Genomic DNA, 17,127 nt, shown 5'->3' with positions numbered 1-17,127 from the left:
CAGGGCTGTTCGATATCGAGCATGTCAGCCTCAGACCTTCTTCAGGAAACAGGCCTTGAGCATGAAGCTGCCGGCGTCGGTCTTGCAATCGACTTCGTGATCGCCGCCGACCAGGCGGATCTTCTTGATCTTGGTGCCGACCTTGAGCGTGGTGGACGAACCCTTGACCTTCAGGTCCTTGATCAGCACCACCGAGTCGCCATCGGCCAGCACCGTGCCGTTGGCGTCGCGGATCTCGCCCTCGCCTGCGCTCTCGGCACTGGCGGCATCGCCCGGCGACCACTCATGGCCGCATTCGGGACAGACCAGGAACTCGCGGTCGGGGTAGGTGTGTTCGCTCGCACATTGCGGGCACGGCGGCAGATCGCTCATGGTGGCTTCCGGCTTGAAGGTAGAATCGGGGCGTCAGGGTAAGCGCTGGGCCGGCATCGGGCAAGCGACACCCGCCCTATTCTTGAAGCGTAAGGACCGATGGCAGGCACACAGGCCAACAATCCGCTCCACGGCATCACCCTCGAGCGCATCCTCGTCGAGCTGGAGGCCTACTACGGCTGGGACCAGCTCGGCCAGGCGGTGCGCATCCGCTGCTTCACCCACGAGCCGAGCATCGCCTCGAGCCTGAAGTTCCTGCGGCGCACGCCGTGGGCCCGCGAACAGGTCGAGGCGCTGTACCTCGACATGCTGCGCGACATCTCCCCGGACCGATAAGAGCCCTCCGCATGACCTACGAAGAACACCTGGACGAAGTGACCACGCTGATCGTCGAGAAATACGATGTCGAGGACGACGCCGCCATCCAGATGGTGATGCGCGCCCAGGCCGACGATTTCTTCAGCGGCCATGACGACGACCCGTCGATCTGCACGCTCGACCGCGCCCACGTCGATGCCAAGGCGGTGTTCGCCAAGTATCGCTAGGCGCGGCGCCCGACAGACGGACTTGCAGCGGGCATGGCGCGCGAGCGGCCCGATCCCGCGCAACGACGCGGCATTCGCCCGCGCAGCCGCCTTGCCAAAGCCCGGGCGCTCTGCTCCAATAGCCGCACCGAGGTGCAGCACCGACGCCAGAACCGCTTTGCGTTCGAGGCCGGAACACAGAACGTGGCATGCCACACCGCCCCGCGCGGCTCCTCGACCGCTTGACCCACTCCGTGCCCTCCACCCCAGGGATCGTTCCCAAGGTCAAGCCGAGTGTCATGCCTTTTCTATCTTCTGGAGAATTCCCTTGAGCAAGAAGCTTTACGTGGGCAACCTGGCCTACTCCGTAACCGACACCGACCTCGAATCCATGTTTGCCCCCTTCGGCGCCATCGGCTCGGCCAAGGTCATCATGGACCGCGACTCCGGCCGCTCGAAAGGCTTCGGCTTCGTCGAGATGAACTCCGACAAAGAAGCCGAGGACGCCATCGCCGCCCTCAACGGCAAGGATGCCGGCGGCCGCAGCCTGATCGTCAACGAAGCCCGTCCGCAGGCACCGCGCAGCGGTGGCGGTGGCTTCGGCGGTGGCCGTTCCGGCGGCGGCGGTGGTCGCAGTGGTGGCGGCGGCTTCGGCGGCGGTCGCAGCGGTGGGGGTGGCGGCCGCTACTGAGCGCCCCGACCCGACAGCGCCCGCGACCCGCGGGCGCGTTCCCCGGCGCCGCCCAGGCGCCTGAAGCACGCACCGGCAAGCACGCCGACACAAGGAGACGGACCCTTTGGCCAAGCCCAATTATCAATTCGAAAAGCGCCAGCGCGATCTGGCCAAGAAACGCAAGCAGGAAGAAAAGCGTCAGGCCAAGCTGGCCAACAAGTCGGCCGGCAGCAGCCAGCCCGACACCAACGCCTCAGACGCCCCCGACACCGGGCACGACGCCCCGCCGCCGTCCCAGGACTGAGCCGGCCACGGCCGCCCTCAGGCGGTCAGCGTCATCAGGATATCGGCGTACCAGGCGCAGTTGAGCCCCAGCGCCTCGTCCACCTCCAGGTCCCGCTCGCCCACATCGAGCCGGGCCGAATGCACACCCAGCAGCATCCACGGCAGATCGCCCAGTTCAGGGGACGGATCGGCAACGCGCATCACCACCGGCGCGCCGCTGGTGCCACGATGGGTGCGCGCATCGGTCAGAAAATAGCCCTTGCCCTGGAAGCGCAAGCCGAAGGACGAGGCGATGATCGCCTGCCGCACCACCGGCATGTGATTGAGCGTGTCGTGAAAGCCCAGCGGGAACCCCACCACCAGCAGCGATGAGCCGACCTCGACCTGGTCGAGCTGGCCGAGCAGATGCTGCGGGGTGAAGGCGCGGTAGCTCGTGGTGGCCGGCAGGGCGGCGCGGTCGATCTCGAGCACCGCCACATCCACCTCGCCGGCCGAGTCCTCGCCCTGGCGCCAGACGCTCTTGCCGTCCTGGTAGAGCAGCATCGAGAAACCGGTCGATTCGGCGTTGTTGGCCGGGTTGGTGTGCAGCTCGATCTCGATGCGATCGGGGTGATGGCCGCTCGCCTCGTCGCACATCACATGGCGGCTGGTCACCAGGAACAGGCGCGCGTCGCGGGCGAAGAAGAAGCCCGTGGCGTTGGTCAGGCCACGCGTGCCCTGAAAGGTCTGGATGCGTGCGGTGGTGAGGAGAATGGTTTCGATCATCGGCGCGCTCGGCTCGGGGAACAGCGGACAGGGCACGGCGCCCCACGAGCCCCTACAATAGCACCTCCTCCCGACCGGCCCGGCGCATGCGACCGACCATTTCCCTGTCACCCGACGAGATCGAATTCACCGCCATCCGCGCCCAAGGCGCCGGCGGGCAGAACGTCAACAAGGTGTCGAACGCGGTGCATCTGCGCTTCGACATCGCCGCCTCCTCGCTGCCCGAGCCGATCAAGGCGCGGCTCTTGGCGCTGGGCGATCAGCGCATCAACAAGGACGGGGTGGTGATCATCAAGGCGCAGGCCTTTCGCAGCCTGGAGAAGAACCGCGCCGACGCGGTGCGCCGGCTCGAAGACCTGATCGCCAGCGTGGCGGTCGAACCCAAGGCCCGCCGCGCCACCCGCCCGACCCGCAGCGCGGTCAAGAAGCGCCTGGAGAGCAAGGCCCGGCGCGGCGCGATCAAGGCGGGCCGCGGCCGGGTCAGCGGCGACTGAGCGCTACGCCGCCAGCGCCTGCGCATGATGGCGCAGGTGCGACTCGATGAAGCTGGCGATGAAGTAGTAGCTGTGGTCGTAGTCCGGTTGCAGGCGCAGGGTGAGCGGATGGCCGGCGGCACGGGCCGCCACTTCCAGCGCCTCGGGCTTGAGCTGCTCGGCCAGGAAGCCGTCCGCCGCGCCCTGGTCGATGAGGATCGGCAACCGCTCGGCGGCATCGGCGATCAGCTCGGTGGCATCCCAGGCGCGCCAGCGGCTGCGGTCTTCGCCGAGGTAGCGGGAGAGCGCCTTTTCGCCCCATGGGCAGGCCATCGGGTGGCAGATCGGCGAGAAGGCTGACACCGCGCGGTAGCGCCCGGGGTTCTTCAGCGCGCAGATCAAGGCGCCATGGCCACCCATCGAGTGGCCGCTGATGCTGCGTCGGTCGGAGGCCGGGAAATGGGCCTCGATCAGCGCCGGCAGCTCGTCCACCACATAGTCGTACATGCGGTAGTGCTGCGCCCACGGCGCTTCGGTGGCATTCACGTAGAAGCCGGCACCATGGCCGAAATCCCAGGCGCCATCGGGGTCGCCGGGCACGCCCTCGCCACGCGGGCTGGTGTCCGGCGCCACCAGGATGACGCCCAGCTCGGCCGCCACGCGCTGCGCGCCGGCCTTCTGCATGAAGTTCTCGTCGGTGCAGGTCAGGCCCGACAGCCAGTACACCACCGGCAGGCGTTGGCCGGCCTCGGCCTGCGGCGGCAGATAGACCGCGAACACCATGTCGCAGTCGAGGCTGGCGGCGCGATGGCGGTAGCGTTTGTGCCAGCCGCCGAAGCTGCGCTGGCTGGAGAGACATTCGAGGGACATGCGGGGTTCTCGGTTAGAAGTGGATGACGCTGCGGATGCTCTTGCCCTCGTGCATCAACTCGAAGGCATGGTTGATCTCGTCCAGCCCCATGGTGTGGGTGATGAAGGTGTCGAGCGGGATCTCGCCGCGCTGCGCCTTGTCGACATAGCCGGGCAGCTCGGTGCGCCCGCGCACGCCGCCGAAGGCCGAGCCGCGCCACACGCGGCCGGTGACCAGCTGGAAGGGGCGGGTGGAGATCTCCTGCCCCGCGCCGGCCACGCCGATGATGGTCGACTCGCCCCAGCCCTTGTGGCAGCACTCCAGCGCGGCGCGCATCAGCTTGACGTTGCCGACGCATTCGAAGGAGTAGTCCACCCCGCCGTCGGTCATCTCGACGATGACCTCCTGGATCGGCTTGTCGAACTCGCTCGGGTTCACGCAGTCGGTGGCGCCCAACGAGCGGGCGATCTCGAACTTGGCGGGGTTGATGTCGATGGCGATGATGCGCCCGGCCTTGGCCATGGTGGCGCCGATGATCGCCGCCAGGCCGATGCCGCCCAGGCCGAAGATGGCCACCGTGGCGCCGGCCTCGACCTTGGCGGTGTTAAGCACCGCGCCGATGCCGGTGGTCACGCCGCAGCCGAGCAGGCACACCTTTTCGAGCGGCGCCTCCTTGGGGATCTTGGCCAGCGAGATCTCCGGCACCACGGTGTATTCGGAGAAGGTCGAGGTGCCCATGTAGTGGTAAATGGGCTTGCCCTGATAGGAGAAGCGCGTGGTGCCGTCGGGCATCAGGCCCTTGCCCTGAGTGGCGCGCACCGCCTGGCACAGGTTGGTCTTGCCCGATTTGCAGAACTTGCACTCGCGGCATTCGGCCGTGTACAGCGGAATCACATGATCGCCCACGGCCAGCGAGGTGACGCCCTCGCCCACCGCCTCGACGATGCCACCGCCCTCATGGCCGAGGATCGCCGGGAAGATGCCTTCCGGATCATCGCCCGACAGGGTGAAGGCATCGGTATGACAGACACCGCTGGCGACGATGCGCACCAGCACCTCGCCGGCCTTGGGCGGCGCCACGTCCACTTCGACGATCTGCAGGGGTTCGCCGGCGGCAAAGGCCACTGCGGCACGCGACTTGAGGGTCATGACATTTCACTCCGGGCTGACGATGAGTCGACAGTATAGAGAATCATTTCCAACCGCTTTGTGAACGGCCATTCGGCGCGCGCCTCACCACGCCCGCGCCGTTGCGCGATAATGCCGCGCCGGCGACCGTGCCGGCGTCGGGAACCAAGGATCCATCATGCCCATGAAACCCACCGATCTGGCCAAGAGCCACGGCCTCAAGATCAACAACAAGCGCAACGCCGCCGCCAGCCCGGCGCGCTTCGGTGCCGCCGCCCAGGCGGTCGACAAGCGCGAACAGCGCCAGCAGGAGCGCGCCCTCGGCGTGGTGCCCTTCGCCTGCAAGCTGCCGATCGCGTTGGTCAAGCAATTGCAGGAACGCGGCGCCGCACACCAAGGCGGCCTCAACGGCCTGATGGCCGAGCTGCTCACCCGGGCCCTCGCCGACACAAAATGAACCTGATGCGCGCGGGCCTCGCCTGGCTGCCGATGGTCGTCATCGCCATCGCCAACGGCACTGCGCGCGAAGCCTGGCTGCTGGCACCGCTGGGCGAAGCACGCGCCCAGCAGCTGTCGACATTGAGCGCCCTCGCGCTGTTCGGCGTGTACATCTGGTGCGTGCTGCCGCGCCTGCGACCGGCCTCGACCGGCCAGGCGGCGCGCATCGGCGCGCTATGGCTGGCGCTGACGCTGGCCTTCGAATTCGTGTTCGGACACTACGTGGCCGGGCACCGCTGGGCCGATCTCTTGGCCAACTACGACATCACCCACGGACGCCTGTGGCCGCTGATCCCGCTGTGGGTGGCGATTGCGCCCCCCCTCTTTCACCGCCTGCGCGCGCCTTACACCGGCAATTCGTCGAAGCGCTCGTAGATCGCGCGCAACCAGGTCTTGACCCGCTGGCGCTCGAGCAGGCCGAGCGCCTCGGGGCCGCTGCGCAGATTGACGGCGGCCCAGAAGCTGGCGCTCTGGCGATCGATCTTGCGCATGCTCGCCTCGTGCAGCTCGGGCAGGGAGATCACCCGCGCGCCCAGCGCCAGTGCCCCCTGCAGCGCCGCCGAGTTGTCGAGCTGCGAGAAATCGCTGCCGCGCCCGAGGTTCTTGACCACGATGTAGTTGAGCCCCGCGCCGTAGGTATCGATCAGCCGGTTGAGCAGGCTCACCGAATCGGCCCCGGCATCGGCCAGGTGCCAATAGTTGACCGTCACGCCCATCTCGTCGAGCAGGGTCAGCAGGTCGGAATCCTTCACCCAGCGCGCCAGCGGTGCGGCCGTCTGCGCCGCCAGATCGACGATCACGCTCGGCGCCTCGCCATCGTCGGGCGGCGGCTCGTCGAACACCGTGGCGATCAGGTCCAGGCCCTCGTAGGTGTCGACGATCACCGGCGCGGCGTAGTCGGCATAGAAACGGGTGAAGGAGGTGTGCGAGCGGTCGGTGTCGAAGCCGACGAAGGGCCGCCCCTTGTCGATGAAATACTGCGCCAGCACCCGCGCGGTCACGGACTTGCCGACCCCGCCTTTTTCGCCGCCGATGAGATTGAGTGAGCTCATGAAGAAGTCCTGTGGAGAGTGGGCCCTAAGACCGGGTCAGACGATAGCAAAATCGCAAGGCGCTCAGGTGCCCCGCCCGAGCGACAGCAGGCTGGCACCGAGGCCGATGAAGACGCCGCCGGTCACCCGGTTGAAGGCACGCTGACGACGCGGCTCGGCCAGCCAGCGCCCGGCGGAACGCGCCAGCGCGCCATAGGCCAGCAGGCTCATGAACGACAGCGCCATGAAGGTCGCGGTCATCAGCCCGAACTGCAGGGCGAGCGGCCGGCCGGTATCGAGAAACACCGGGAACAAGGCCGTGAAGAAGGCGATCGCCTTGGGGTTGGTCAGGGCGACCAGCGCGCCTTCGCGGAACAACCCGGCCGCCGGCCGCTGCACCGGGCCGTCCACCGCGGCCGCCTGCGAGAGGCTGACCGCCGCCCGGCGGAGCTGCTTGATGCCCAGATAGACCAGATAGGCGGCGCCGATCAGCTTGACCACCAGGAACAACAGGGCCGAGGTCTGGAGCAAGGCGCCCAGGCCGAACACCGACACCCCGGCCACCGCCGCCACGCCGAGGATATTGCCCAGCGAGGACAGCGCCACGGCGCGCAGCCCGCCGCGGCTGCCGTTGGTAATCGCCAGCAGGATCGCCGGCCCGGGGCTGAGGATGGCCAGCGCGGCCACCACGACGAACATCAACCAGGTATCGAATGCCATGAAGGCCCCCTCAACGACGCATTGACGGCCGGCGGCCGTCACAAGACACAGACCGTAGCCCGCTACAATGACAAGCGCAAGCACCACCGCTATAACGAATTGTCGGCAACTGTCAGGCGTGGTTCTGCAGCTGCCACCGACCGGGTACCCCCCACCATGCCCCAGATCCGAATCCCCGCCGCGTGGATGCGCGGCGGCACCAGCAAAGGCGTGTTCTTGCTCGCCAGCGACCTGCCGGCCGAGCCCGCCGAGCGCGACGCCCAGCTCACCCGCCTGCTCGGCAGCCCCGACCCCTACGGCAAGCAGATCGACGGCCTCGGCGGCGCCACCTCAAGCACCAGCAAAGTGGTGATCGTCGCGCCCTCGCAGCAGCCCGACTGCGATGTGGACTACTGGTTCGGCCAGGTGCTGATCGACAGCGGCCGGATCGACTGGTCGGGCAATTGCGGCAACCTCACCGCCGCGGTCGGCCCCTTCGCCCTGTGGCGCGGCCTGCTGCCGGCGGCCGGCGACGGCGAGGTGAACGTGCGCCTGTGGCAAGGCAACGTGGGCAAACGCATCCATGCGCGGGTGCCGGTGCACGAGGGCCGGCCGGTGGAGGACGGCAAGTTCGCGCTCGACGGCGTGGCCTTCGCCTCGGCGCCAATCACGCTCACCTTTCTCGACCCCGGCAGCGCCGAGGGCGGCGGCATCCTGCCGACCGGCCGCGCGGTCGATTCCTTGACGCTCGACGACGGCACGCAGCTCGACGCCTCGCTGGTCAGCGCCGGCAACCCGATGGTCTTCGTCTCCGCCCATGCGCTCGGCCTGGATGCCACCGCCTCGCAGGCCACGCTCAATGCCGACACCCCTCTGCGCGCGCGCTGCGAACAGATCCGCATCGCGGGCGCGCTGGCCATGGGCCTGGCCGACACGGCCGTCGCCGCCGCCGAGCGCCAGCACACGCCCAAGGTGGCGGTGGTCGCACCGCCGGCCGATTGCGTGTCGGTCGATGGCCGGCGTTTTGCCGCCAGCGACCTCGACCTCCTCACCCGGGTGGTATCGATGGGCGCCTTCCACCATGCCATCCCCGGCACCGCGGCGATCGCCATCGCGGCAGCCGCCGGCGTGCCCGGCTCGCTGGTGTCGCGCCAGTTGCAACGCGACCCGGTCGGGCCGCTGCGCATCGGCCACCCCTCGGGGCGCAGCGAAGTGGGCGTCACCACGCACACCAACCAGGGCCGCTGGCTGCTGGAAGCGGCCGTCCTGCGCCGCAGCGCGCGCCTGCTGATGGACGGCTGGGCCTGCCTGCCCGGCTGAACCCGACAGCGGGCCGGGCGGTCACAGGCGAGGCAAGATCCCAATAGCATCCTTCCCCCCACCCCGGAGACGCCCGATGCACAACGATCCCGACTTCGACAGCCTGCTCCCCGCGCCGCGGCTCGACCGCCGCGGCTTCCTTGTCACCGCCTCGGCCGCCGGTTTCGCGCTGGCCGTCCACCCCGTGAGTGCCCAAACCATGATCCACACCGACGACACCGGCCTGCGCACCGGCGACGCCACCATCGACACCGGCACCGGCGCATTGCCGATCTACCACGCCGCCCCAGCAACGGGCGACAAGCTCCCGGTGGTGCTGGTGGTGCAGGAGATCTTCGGCGTCCACGAGCACATCCGCGACGTGTGCCGGCGCCTGGCCAAACTCGGCTACCTGGCCATCGCCCCCGAGCTGTATTTCCGCCAGGGCGATCCGGGCAAGTACGACAACATCCCCACCTTGCTCTCCGAGCTGGTGTCCAAGGTGCCGGACGAGCAGGTGATGTCCGACCTCGACATGAGCGTGCTGTGGGCCGCCGACCAGGGCGGCGACACGGCCCGGCTGGGCATCACCGGCTTTTGCTGGGGTGGGCGCGTGGTGTGGCTGTACGCCGCCCACAACCCCAAGCTCAAGGCCGGCGTGGCCTGGTACGGCCGCCTGCGCGGCCAGCCCTCGGCACTCACACCGCGCCATCCGGTCGACCTGGTGGGCGAGCTCAAGGCGCCAGTGTTGGGCCTCTATGGCGCCGAGGACCAGGGCATTCCGGCCGCCGACGCCGAGGCCATGCGCGACGCGCTCAAGGCCGCCGGCAAGCCGGGCGAGATCGTGATCTACCCAGATGCCGGCCATGCCTTCCATGCCGACTACCGGCCAAGCTACCGCGAAGCGGCGGCCAAAGACGGCGGGCAGCGCCTGCAGGCCTGGTTCAAACGCTACGGGGTGTGATCGCCGGCCTGCCACTGCGGCGCGGCCAGCGTGCCGCTCAGCCGCAGCGGCAGGTGCTGACGCTGCAATTTGGCGAAGGCCGACTTGCGCATGCCCTCGGGCCTCTCGGTCAGCTGGGCGGTCAAGGCCAGATCGAGCGCGCCGTCGGCCAGGCCGACCGTGCCCGTGCCGGTCAGCTGCAGCGCGTCGCTGCGGATCGACAGCGCATCGACCTGCCCCGCGCCATCGCTCACCGTCACATCGGCACTCGCCTGGCGAATCGGTAACGCCGGCCCGGCGCCCGCCCCGGCCAACGCCAGCGCCAAGGGGCCGCCCGGCGCCCGCAAGGCGTCCACCAGGCCCTCGGCCTGCCAGGCCCCGCCGTTCAGGACGAAGCGCATCCGGCCCTGCGCCGTCGGCCAGGGCGCGGCGGCATCTGCGTCGAAGCGCAAGCGCAGGTCGGCATCGAGCCCGCCGCTCAGCATCGCTTTGGCCTCGGCCGCTCGCGGCCACTGCTCGAGCGCCACACCGGTGGCCTTGAGCTCGAGCAGACCGGCCCCCTCGGCGTCATGCGCCAGCTGCCCGCTCACGCGGCCATTGAAGACGGCGCCGTCGAAGGGGCCGAACCGGAGCGCGGCGCCCTCGCCGGCGACCGGCAGCACCACCGATTCGAGCACCCAGCCGTCCGCCTCGACACGGTCGGCACGCACCCGGCCGGCGAAGGGCGGCAAGGAACGGGCCGACCACAAGCCGGCCAGTTCGGCCCGGTAGGCATCCAGCGCCAGGCGCGGCGCATGCAGCTCGAATTGCAGGGCGGGGCTCGCATCGGGGGCGATGCGCACGCTGCCGGCCAGGCGCTGGGCGCCGTCGTTGAAAGCCAGGCTGGCGTCGAGCGGGCCGTTCAGGGGCTGCCACGCCAGCTGGCCGGTGATCTGCAGGCGGCGTGCCGGCGCATCGCCCGCGCCGGGCCAGCCGAACTGCGCGTCGAGCCCGTTGAGCAGCAGGCTGTCGTCGGGGCTTCGCCACTGCGGCACGGCCTGCAGCGAAATCGCATGGCTGCGGCCGTCGCGGCGCAGATTGCCTTCCAGCGACAAGGTGTCGGCCTGCCAGCCCTCTGGCAGCGGGCGCAGATTGGCCAGCCGCGCCGCCAGCGCACCGCCGCGCTCGCCGTCGCGCTGGAAGGTGGCGGCCGCCTGCGCCAGATGCAGGCCGTCTTCCCAGCGCCATGCCGGCACCTCGGCGGTGATGGTGCTGGTGCCGGCCCGCCCCTGCCCATGCACGCGCAAGGCCAGCGCCTTGCCTTGCCAGCGCCCGGCACGATCGATCGCCGCGCCCCCCGAGGTGAGGGCCAGCGTGGTGGCGCGATAGCCCAGCGCTTCGCCGTCGAAATCCACCCCGGCGTTGTTCAGGCTGAGCAGGCCGGTGCGATCGATACCGAAGCCGGCCGTCATGCGGAAGCGCCCCTGCGCCGGCAGCAGGCCATGCGCCACGGCGTCGCCTTCGACACCGAGCACGCCGCGCAGCCCCTTGCCGATCGGCCCGACAAAAGCGGTCACGCGCGACAGCTGAAGCGTCATGCCCTGCACCGGGTCGACCAGTTCGAGCGAGGCATCGGTGACGCTCACGCGATGCACATTGAAGGCCACCGGCGCGTCCTTGATCGACGCCGCGGCCGGCTGGCCCTGCAGCGCTTCGAGCGTCTTGAGCATGTCGCGGGCGAAGTGCAGCTGCACGCCTTCGAGACGCATCTCCTGCACGTCGACACGCCGTGCCAACAAGGGCAGCAGCCCCACATGCACGCGCACGCGCGCCACCCGCGCCGCCAGCACGGTCGGCGCGTCGCGGGCGGACAGGGTGACCTGCTTCGCATCGAGCGCCAGCCGCGGCCAAAACGTGAGGGTGAGCGGCCCGTCGAAGACCAGCGCGCGGCCGTAGCGATCGGCCACCGCCTGGCTCAGCTCGGATTTGACGCGGTCGCTGTCGAAGCTGGTCGACAGATACCACACCGCGCCCGCCGCCAGCACCAGCAGGCTCAGTACGACAAGGGCGACGATTTTCAGCAGGCGCATGACCGGTCCGGGCGCGGGAGAGCAAGACACTGCGCCATCTTAGCCGCAATGACGGCGTCGCGTCCCGCCCGAAAAACGCTCGGGCGCTCAGACCGGGCGCGACGGCGCGTGACGCACCAGGTAGGCGGCCACCAGGCCGTTGACGGTGCCGAACAGCACGGCAGCGAAGGCGAACACCGGCAGCAGGTAAAAGATGCCGTCATGCGGCACCAGCCACAGCCGGGCCACCAGCAGCTGGCCGGCGAAATGCCCGAAGGCGGCCAGCACGCTGTGGCTCACCGGTCCGAACCAGCGCGCCGGCAGATGCTGCGCCAGCGCCAGCACGGCGAGGCTGATCAGCGCGCCGCTGAGGCTGAGGAAGAAGCCCGGCGCCAGGAACTGGCCGAGCACCAACGAGGCGGCAAACACGCGCAGCAAGGCCACCCAGGCCGCCTCGCGCCAGCCCCAGCGCGCCAGCACCATCAGCGTGATGATGTTGCCCAGCCCGGGCTTGACGCCGGGCAGCGGCAGCGGGATGGCCGCCTCGGCCACCGACAGCGCGATCGCCGCCGCCGCATAGCGGGCGATGCGCACATCGGCGGCGGTAACGGGCAGTTCAATAGTTGAGCGTGTCATAGGCCGGGCTGTCGCCGAGCAGACGCAGGCTGACTTCGTTGGGCGCGCAGATGGCCACCGCGCCGGCACGCGTCAGCCAGCCCTGCAATACGCAGTACTGGCGCGGACCGGGGTCGCTGAACACACGGGCGCGGCCGGGTTCGACCTGCACGCGGGTGGGGCCGAGCGGGCCGTCCACGGCGATGTCGGCCGGCTGGTTGAGGCTCAGGCGGGCCACCACCTTGCCGCCGGCGCGCACCTCGGCCCAGCGGGCGACGCCGCCCTGCCACAGGCTCAGCGCCGAGACCACGCACACCAGCAGACCGCCCGCGACCACCAGCGCATCGCCCGGGCGGAAGCCGGCGCGCCACTCATGCCAGGCCAGCTTCATGCGTGGCCCTGGCCGTCCTGCGCCCGGCGCGCCGAGGCACGATGGCGCACCATGACGCGCACACTGCTGCCGAAGGCCTCGGCCAGCCACTCGGCGAAATACACCGAGCGGTGCTGGCCGCCGGTACAGCCGATGGCCACGGTGAGGTAGCTGCGGTTGTCGCGGATGTAGGCCGGCAGCCAGTTGGCGACGAAGCGGCGGATGTCTTCGGCCATGCGGCCGACCTCGGGGATGCGTTCGAGGAAGTCGATCACCGCCTGATCCTTGCCGGTGAGCGGGCGCAGCTTGGGGTCGTAGTGCGGGTTGGGCAGGCAGCGCACGTCGAAGACCAGGTCGGCATCGACCGGGATGCCGTACTTGAAGCCGAAGGACTGGAACAGCAAGGTGAGCCCGGCGGTGGCTTCGAGCTGCATGAAATCCTTGATCCAGGCGCGCAGAGTGTTGGCCTGGGTGTCGCTGGTGTCCATGCGGTAGCCGAGCTGGGCGATCGGGTCGAGCGCCTCGCGCTCGCGCGCAATGGCTTCGGCCAGCGTCACGTTCTCCTCGCCCAGCGGATGGCGACGGCGGGTTTCGGAGAAGCGGGCAATGAGAGTGTCGTCACGCGCGTCGAGGAAGATGAAGCGCACGTCCTCGACCATTTCGCGCAGCCGCTCGACCTCGCCGGGCAGCGCGGCGATCGAGGTGCCCGAGCGCACATCCACCGCCACCGCCACGCGCTGGTAGCCGCTACCGCGCAGGTTCGAGACGAGTTGCGGCAACAGCGTGGCGGGCAGGTTGTCCACCACGTAGTAGCCGGCGTCTTCCAGCACATTGAGGGCAACGCTCTTGCCCGAACCGGACAAGCCGCTGATGAGGACGATCTGCATGGGGCACCCCGCGTGGAGATGCTGCCCAGTGTACAGCCAATGCGTCCATCTGGCACCGAGGCGGCGGCGCCGACAGGCCCACGACCGGCCCAAGCGGCGGTCGTTTGCGCAGTTGTTGGCGCGCCGGCCAAGAAAGCCTGCCGGCGAGTGTGGCTTTGCGGCAATATGGTCGAACCGGAAGAACCGGGTACCCGGGTGCGCCGAAGCGTCGGTTGCCGGGGAGGAGAGTGCTTGTGCAGACGATCCGTGTTGTCCTCCTGATGTTCGCGACGGTCCTGTTGATGTCGCCCCCTGCTGTCGCGTCCCCCGAGCCGACAGCGCACCCGACCTTGGAGCGCATGCGCGAAACGGTCATGCGTGCCAGCGCGCTATCGAGCCGTTGGGAGGGGCCGCAAACCGGCCCGGCGGCGCAGGCCGGAAAGCGCATCGCCGTGATCTGCGAGGACTTGCGCAACGGCGGCGTGCTGGGTGTCGCCCGAGGCGTCGAGGAGGCCGCGCAGGTGGTGGCGTGGGAGGTGCGTCTGTTCGTGGCGCACGGCACGCCCCGGGGGCGCCGCCAGGCGATCGACGCCGCGCTGGCGATGGACCCGGACGGCGTCATCCTGATCGGCAGCGACGCTCGGAGCCTCGATGCCCGGCTGGCGGCGTTTTCCCGGCGCAACATCCCCGTGGTCGGCTGGCATGTGGGCGCCACGGCTGGCGTACGCGCGTCGGAACATGTCGCCATCAATGTGTCGACCGACCCGCTGGAAGTGGCCCGCATCACCGCCATGGCCGCCATCGTGAGCAGCCCGGAGCCGCTCGGCGTGGTCATCTTCACCGACCCGAGTTTCAATATTGCGATGCGCAAGGCCGATGCGATGGCCGGGCTGATCCGGGACTGCCAAGGGTGTACCTTGCTGGCGGTGCGCCCGATTCCGATCTCCTCCTCTGCCCAAACGATGGCCAAGGAGACGCGCGAGCTGCTGGCCCGCTACGGCGCGTCCTGGACCCACGCCCTGGCCATCAACGACATCTACTTCGACTACGCGACCCCCGAACTGACCAAAGCGGGTCGGGACGTTCAGTTGTTTTCGGCCGGCGACGGGAGTTCCGGGGCCTTCCTGCGTATTCAGGCGGGCACCTTCCAGCGCGGCACGGTGGCCGAGCCGCTCAACCTCCAGGGCTGGCAACTGGTGGATGAACTCAATCGCCTGCTCTCCGGCGAGCCCATCAGCGGCTACGTGCCGCCGTTTCAGCTGGTCACGCCCGAGAACGTCGATGCCGGCCCACAGCTGTTCTTCGACCCCGACAACGGTTACCGGCAGGCATACCGGCGGATCTGGCAACGGTAGCGGAGGCCGGTCGCGTGAAACGTCTCGTGCTCCCGTCGCTCTGGCGCCCGCACACCTTGCGGCAGAAGTTTCTGATGGCGACCGTGGTGGGGGCCCTGCTGGTCATGGCCAGCGGCCTCATGGCCATCTATGCCCTGCACGCCTCCGCCGGCACCATCCGGGCCCTGGCCGGCGAGCAGCTCGTCCAGATGCAGGGGGCCCAGGACTTGGTGCAGAACACCTTGCTCATCGAGCGCGAAACCTATCGCTTGAAGGATGCCGGCGCGCTGGATGAGTTGCGCGACAGCTACGACAGCATGCTGACGCATCTGGGCAAATTCGAGGCCTTGGTCGACCTGCTGGCGGCGGACGACCAGAGCACGGTCCTGCTCGAGCTGCGCCATTCGAGCCAGCTGTTCCGCAATACCGCCGACATCGCCGCGCGGCTGCGGGAGCGCCGGCTGCGATCCGACGCAGCGGCGGCGGGGGACGCCCGCGCCACGCCCTCTGACGCCACCGAGCAACGTACGCTCTCGGAGTTGCGCACCCGGGCCGATGCCTTGGTTCGGGTCGCCCAGTCCCAATCGGAGTCGTCGAGCCGGCAGTATCGGGCGACGCTCCAGGAACTGGATCGACTGACCGGTCGTAACGAACGATGGGTGTTCGTGCTGATGGCCGCCAGCTTGATCACGGCCGGGGTCGTTGCCCACTGGTTTCTCGGGCGTCGCGTGCTGGGCCGCCTGCGTGGGGTCAGCGACGCGCTTCGGGCGGACGACCGGACAGGCCCGGTGCCTGCCGGCAAGGGGCGAGACGGCATGTCTGCAACGATCGCCGGCGATGAGATCGACGAAATGGAACGTGCGCTCGCGCGCTTTCAGGAGGACCGGCGCCAGTTGGCGGTGCGCACGACCGAGTTGTTGCTGGCACGGGATGCGGCCGAATCGGCGAACAAGGCGAAGAGCGTCTTCCTGGCCAACATGAGCCATGAGTTGCGCACGCCGCTCAATGCCATCCTCGGGTTCTCCTGCATCCTCCGGGAGGACCCCGGCCTGGAACCGGTCGCGCGCGAGAGCGTGGAAATCATCAATCGCAGCGGCGAGCACCTGCTGGCCCTGATCAACGATGTCCTGGAAATCGCAAAAATCGAATCCGGCAAGCTTCAACTGGTGATCGCCGCCTTCGATCTGGGGGCGATGGTGTGCGGCGTGCACGACAGCATGCGCCTGCGCGCCGAGCAGAAGGGGCTGACGCTGACGCTCGACCAGTCGTCCCGTTTCCCCCGCTACATTCGCGGCGACGAGGCACGCCTTCGCCAGATCCTGTTCAATCTGATCGGCAACGCGGTCAAGTTCACCACGCACGGGGAGATCGTGATACGCCTGGGCGTCAAGAACAACGCGCGCAGCCATCTGCTGATCGAGGTCGAGGATACCGGCCCGGGGATTCCCCCTGAGGCGCTGCCAAGCGTCTTCCAGCCTTTCGTTCAGGTGGGCGACGATTCGGCGCGTGGCGGCACCGGCCTCGGCCTGGCCATTGCGCGCCAGTTCGCCCGTTTGATGGATGGCGACATCCGTGTCGAGAGCACCCCGGGGGTGGGTTCGCTGTTCCGGGTCGATCTGCCGCTTGAATTACCCACCGAGGACGAGGTGCGCCAGCTGGGAAGCGAAAACACCGGCCACGGCACCGCCACCGAACTGGCGCCCGGCCAGCCCGAGCATCGTATTCTCGTCGTCGAGGATCATGCCGAGAACCGGCTCTTGCTCGAACGCCTGATGACCGAACTCGGCCTGCCGGTCCGCAGTGCGTCCAACGGCGAGGAGGGGCTCCGGCTCTTCGAGACATGGCACCCGGACCTGATCTGGATGGATCGGCAGATGCCGGTCATGGACGGGTTGGAAGCGACCCGGCGCATTCGACGGATGCCCGGTGGCGACAAGGTCAAGATCGTCGTGGTCACGGCCTCGGCCTTCAAGGAACAGCACTCCGAAGTTCTCGCCGCCGGCGTCGACGGCCTGATCCGAAAACCCTTCCGGTTCGCCGAGATCCATGCCTGCCTGGCACGACAGCTCGGACTGCGGTTCCGGGCCCCGGCGCACTCGCCGACCCCGGCCGCGCCCCGTGAAGCGCTCACCGCCGAGCGGATGTCGTCCCTGCCCGAGGCGTTGCGCACCGGTTTCAGGGAGGCGCTCGAGCGGCTGGACAACGAAAGCATCGAGGCCATCGTGGAGAAGATTGGCCACACAGATGCCGAACTTGGAGCGATACTGACAGCACGGGTTCACGAATTCGACTACGCAGCCATCCTGTCCGCACTCGAGGCATCGGACCGGCAGGACGGCTAGCGCAGGGCGAAT

At 68.9% G+C, this 17,127-nt stretch carries 21 protein-coding genes; 11 read left to right on the top strand and 10 right to left on the bottom strand.

Translation table 11 applies throughout. From position 1 onward, the window contains the following. Nucleotides 1-30: 30 nt before the first annotated feature. Nucleotides 31-372 (bottom strand): zinc ribbon domain-containing protein YjdM, encoded by a 342-nt coding sequence (locus I8J34_RS19235; RefSeq protein WP_214363257.1) that lies wholly within the window; start codon nt 370-372, stop codon nt 31-33. Between the two features lie 99 nt (nt 373-471). Here I8J34_RS19235 and I8J34_RS19230 point away from each other — a divergent pair, with 99 nt between their 5' ends. The 4 genes from I8J34_RS19230 to I8J34_RS19215 all read left to right on the top strand — a co-directional run bounded on the left by I8J34_RS19230 (nt 472) and on the right by I8J34_RS19215 (nt 1,873). Beyond that, nucleotides 472-708: a VF530 family protein gene (locus I8J34_RS19230; protein ID WP_214363256.1), complete on the top strand. Its 237-nt coding sequence runs from the start codon at nt 472-474 to the stop codon at nt 706-708. A gap of 11 nt (nt 709-719) precedes the next feature. Further along, on the top strand, nt 720-917 hold the full coding sequence (locus tag I8J34_RS19225; RefSeq protein ID WP_214363255.1) for a hypothetical protein: 198 nt from the start codon (nt 720-722) through the stop codon (nt 915-917). A 307-nt stretch (nt 918-1,224) separates the two neighbouring features. Further along, nucleotides 1,225-1,587, top strand: a complete 363-nt coding sequence (gene rbp / locus I8J34_RS19220) for an RNA-binding regulator (RefSeq protein ID WP_214363254.1) — start codon at nt 1,225-1,227, stop codon at nt 1,585-1,587. A 106-nt stretch (nt 1,588-1,693) separates the two neighbouring features. Then, nucleotides 1,694-1,873 (top strand): hypothetical protein, encoded by a 180-nt coding sequence (locus I8J34_RS19215; protein WP_214363253.1) that lies wholly within the window; start codon nt 1,694-1,696, stop codon nt 1,871-1,873. 17 nt (nt 1,874-1,890) lie between these two features. On the opposite strand, the gene I8J34_RS19210 is transcribed toward I8J34_RS19215, so the two are convergent. Then, the gene (locus tag I8J34_RS19210; RefSeq protein WP_214363252.1) at nt 1,891-2,619 is read right to left on the bottom strand and encodes a S1 family peptidase; all 729 of its coding nucleotides are present in this window, start codon (nt 2,617-2,619) and stop codon (nt 1,891-1,893) included. An 86-nt stretch (nt 2,620-2,705) separates the two neighbouring features. Between I8J34_RS19210 and arfB the strand changes: the two genes are divergently transcribed. After that, nucleotides 2,706-3,113 (top strand): alternative ribosome rescue aminoacyl-tRNA hydrolase ArfB, encoded by a 408-nt coding sequence (arfB, locus tag I8J34_RS19205; RefSeq protein ID WP_214363251.1) that lies wholly within the window; start codon nt 2,706-2,708, stop codon nt 3,111-3,113. A 3-nt stretch (nt 3,114-3,116) separates the two neighbouring features. Here arfB and fghA read toward each other — a convergent pair whose 3' ends face one another. Next, entirely contained in the window at nt 3,117-3,962 is an 846-nt protein-coding gene (fghA, locus tag I8J34_RS19200) for an S-formylglutathione hydrolase (protein WP_214363250.1), read from the bottom strand. Nucleotides 3,963-3,975: 13 nt separating this feature from the next. Continuing rightward, complete coding sequence (locus I8J34_RS19195; RefSeq protein WP_214363249.1) at nt 3,976-5,091, bottom strand: S-(hydroxymethyl)glutathione dehydrogenase/class III alcohol dehydrogenase; 1,116 nt, start codon at nt 5,089-5,091, stop codon at nt 3,976-3,978. 157 nt (nt 5,092-5,248) lie between these two features. On the opposite strand from I8J34_RS19195, the gene I8J34_RS19190 reads away from it, so the two are divergent. Beyond that, nucleotides 5,249-5,527: a hypothetical protein gene (locus I8J34_RS19190; protein WP_214363248.1), complete on the top strand. Its 279-nt coding sequence runs from the start codon at nt 5,249-5,251 to the stop codon at nt 5,525-5,527. Continuing rightward, on the top strand, nt 5,524-5,943 hold the full coding sequence (locus I8J34_RS19185; RefSeq protein WP_214363247.1) for a hypothetical protein: 420 nt from the start codon (nt 5,524-5,526) through the stop codon (nt 5,941-5,943). Before I8J34_RS19190 ends, I8J34_RS19185 begins: the two co-directional genes overlap by 4 nt. Here I8J34_RS19185 and I8J34_RS19180 read toward each other — a convergent pair. Then, complete coding sequence (locus I8J34_RS19180; RefSeq protein WP_214363246.1) at nt 5,913-6,620, bottom strand: P-loop NTPase family protein; 708 nt, start codon at nt 6,618-6,620, stop codon at nt 5,913-5,915. The two genes, I8J34_RS19185 and I8J34_RS19180, sit on opposite strands and share 31 nt — an antisense overlap. Before the next feature lie 63 nt (nt 6,621-6,683). Continuing rightward, nucleotides 6,684-7,319 carry a LysE family translocator gene (locus tag I8J34_RS19175; protein WP_214363245.1) on the bottom strand — a complete coding sequence of 212 codons (636 nt, stop codon included), beginning with the start codon at nt 7,317-7,319 and terminating at the stop codon, nt 6,684-6,686. A gap of 156 nt (nt 7,320-7,475) precedes the next feature. On the opposite strand from I8J34_RS19175, the gene I8J34_RS19170 reads away from it, so the two are divergent. Beyond that, the gene (locus tag I8J34_RS19170) at nt 7,476-8,618 is read left to right on the top strand and encodes a 2-methylaconitate cis-trans isomerase PrpF family protein (protein ID WP_214363244.1); all 1,143 of its coding nucleotides are present in this window, start codon (nt 7,476-7,478) and stop codon (nt 8,616-8,618) included. A gap of 76 nt (nt 8,619-8,694) precedes the next feature. Continuing rightward, the gene (locus tag I8J34_RS19165) at nt 8,695-9,561 is read left to right on the top strand and encodes a dienelactone hydrolase family protein (protein WP_214363243.1); all 867 of its coding nucleotides are present in this window, start codon (nt 8,695-8,697) and stop codon (nt 9,559-9,561) included. Here the strand turns inward: I8J34_RS19165 and I8J34_RS19160 are convergent. The 4 genes from I8J34_RS19160 to rapZ form a co-directional block, all read right to left on the bottom strand. Further along, complete coding sequence (locus tag I8J34_RS19160) at nt 9,549-11,609, bottom strand: AsmA family protein (protein WP_214363242.1); 2,061 nt, start codon at nt 11,607-11,609, stop codon at nt 9,549-9,551. The genes I8J34_RS19165 and I8J34_RS19160 overlap by 13 nt on opposite strands. Nucleotides 11,610-11,696: 87 nt before the next feature. Further along, nucleotides 11,697-12,224, bottom strand: coding sequence for a Gx transporter family protein (locus I8J34_RS19155; protein ID WP_214363241.1), 528 nt, complete (start codon nt 12,222-12,224; stop codon nt 11,697-11,699). Further along, nucleotides 12,205-12,594, bottom strand: a complete 390-nt coding sequence (locus I8J34_RS19150; RefSeq protein ID WP_214363240.1) for a NusG domain II-containing protein — start codon at nt 12,592-12,594, stop codon at nt 12,205-12,207. Before I8J34_RS19150 ends, I8J34_RS19155 begins: the two co-directional genes overlap by 20 nt. Continuing rightward, on the bottom strand, nt 12,591-13,460 hold the full coding sequence (rapZ, locus tag I8J34_RS19145) for an RNase adapter RapZ (protein ID WP_214363239.1): 870 nt from the start codon (nt 13,458-13,460) through the stop codon (nt 12,591-12,593). The genes I8J34_RS19150 and rapZ overlap by 4 nt, the downstream gene beginning before the upstream one ends. A 233-nt stretch (nt 13,461-13,693) precedes the next feature. Between rapZ and I8J34_RS19140 the strand changes: the two genes are divergently transcribed. Together I8J34_RS19140 and I8J34_RS19135 are read left to right on the top strand one after the other, a co-directional pair. Continuing rightward, nucleotides 13,694-14,794 (top strand): substrate-binding domain-containing protein, encoded by a 1,101-nt coding sequence (locus tag I8J34_RS19140; RefSeq protein ID WP_230411918.1) that lies wholly within the window; start codon nt 13,694-13,696, stop codon nt 14,792-14,794. A 248-nt stretch (nt 14,795-15,042) separates the two neighbouring features. Beyond that, nucleotides 15,043-17,115: an ATP-binding protein gene (locus tag I8J34_RS19135; protein WP_214363238.1), complete on the top strand. Its 2,073-nt coding sequence runs from the start codon at nt 15,043-15,045 to the stop codon at nt 17,113-17,115. Nucleotides 17,116-17,127: the final 12 nt, after the last annotated feature.

This window comes from Denitromonas iodatirespirans, assembly GCF_018524365.1.
GTDB classification, from domain to species: Bacteria; Pseudomonadota; Gammaproteobacteria; order Burkholderiales; family Rhodocyclaceae; genus Nitrogeniibacter; species Nitrogeniibacter iodatirespirans.
Note: the sequence above shows the minus strand (reverse complement) of the source record. Positions and strands in the feature narration are given on the sequence as shown.

Excerpts from the sequence above, each read along its gene's own strand:
- I8J34_RS19235 (WP_214363257.1), bottom strand. The coding sequence starts at position 372 with ATGAGCGATCTGCCGCCGTGCCCGCAATGTGCGAGCGAACACACCTAC.
- I8J34_RS19230 (WP_214363256.1), top strand. The coding sequence starts at position 472 with ATGGCAGGCACACAGGCCAACAATCCGCTCCACGGCATCACCCTCGAG.
- I8J34_RS19225 (WP_214363255.1), top strand. The coding sequence starts at position 720 with ATGACCTACGAAGAACACCTGGACGAAGTGACCACGCTGATCGTCGAG.
- I8J34_RS19210 (WP_214363252.1), bottom strand. The coding sequence starts at position 2,619 with ATGATCGAAACCATTCTCCTCACCACCGCACGCATCCAGACCTTTCAG.
- arfB (WP_214363251.1), top strand. The coding sequence starts at position 2,706 with ATGCGACCGACCATTTCCCTGTCACCCGACGAGATCGAATTCACCGCC.
- fghA (WP_214363250.1), bottom strand. The coding sequence starts at position 3,962 with ATGTCCCTCGAATGTCTCTCCAGCCAGCGCAGCTTCGGCGGCTGGCAC.
- I8J34_RS19195 (WP_214363249.1), bottom strand. The coding sequence starts at position 5,091 with ATGACCCTCAAGTCGCGTGCCGCAGTGGCCTTTGCCGCCGGCGAACCC.
- I8J34_RS19190 (WP_214363248.1), top strand. The coding sequence starts at position 5,249 with ATGCCCATGAAACCCACCGATCTGGCCAAGAGCCACGGCCTCAAGATC.
- I8J34_RS19185 (WP_214363247.1), top strand. The coding sequence starts at position 5,524 with ATGAACCTGATGCGCGCGGGCCTCGCCTGGCTGCCGATGGTCGTCATC.
- I8J34_RS19180 (WP_214363246.1), bottom strand. The coding sequence starts at position 6,620 with ATGAGCTCACTCAATCTCATCGGCGGCGAAAAAGGCGGGGTCGGCAAG.
- I8J34_RS19175 (WP_214363245.1), bottom strand. The coding sequence starts at position 7,319 with ATGGCATTCGATACCTGGTTGATGTTCGTCGTGGTGGCCGCGCTGGCC.
- I8J34_RS19170 (WP_214363244.1), top strand. The coding sequence starts at position 7,476 with ATGCCCCAGATCCGAATCCCCGCCGCGTGGATGCGCGGCGGCACCAGC.
- I8J34_RS19165 (WP_214363243.1), top strand. The coding sequence starts at position 8,695 with ATGCACAACGATCCCGACTTCGACAGCCTGCTCCCCGCGCCGCGGCTC.
- I8J34_RS19160 (WP_214363242.1), bottom strand. The coding sequence starts at position 11,609 with ATGCGCCTGCTGAAAATCGTCGCCCTTGTCGTACTGAGCCTGCTGGTG.
- I8J34_RS19155 (WP_214363241.1), bottom strand. The coding sequence starts at position 12,224 with ATGACACGCTCAACTATTGAACTGCCCGTTACCGCCGCCGATGTGCGC.
- I8J34_RS19150 (WP_214363240.1), bottom strand. The coding sequence starts at position 12,594 with ATGAAGCTGGCCTGGCATGAGTGGCGCGCCGGCTTCCGCCCGGGCGAT.
- rapZ (WP_214363239.1), bottom strand. The coding sequence starts at position 13,460 with ATGCAGATCGTCCTCATCAGCGGCTTGTCCGGTTCGGGCAAGAGCGTT.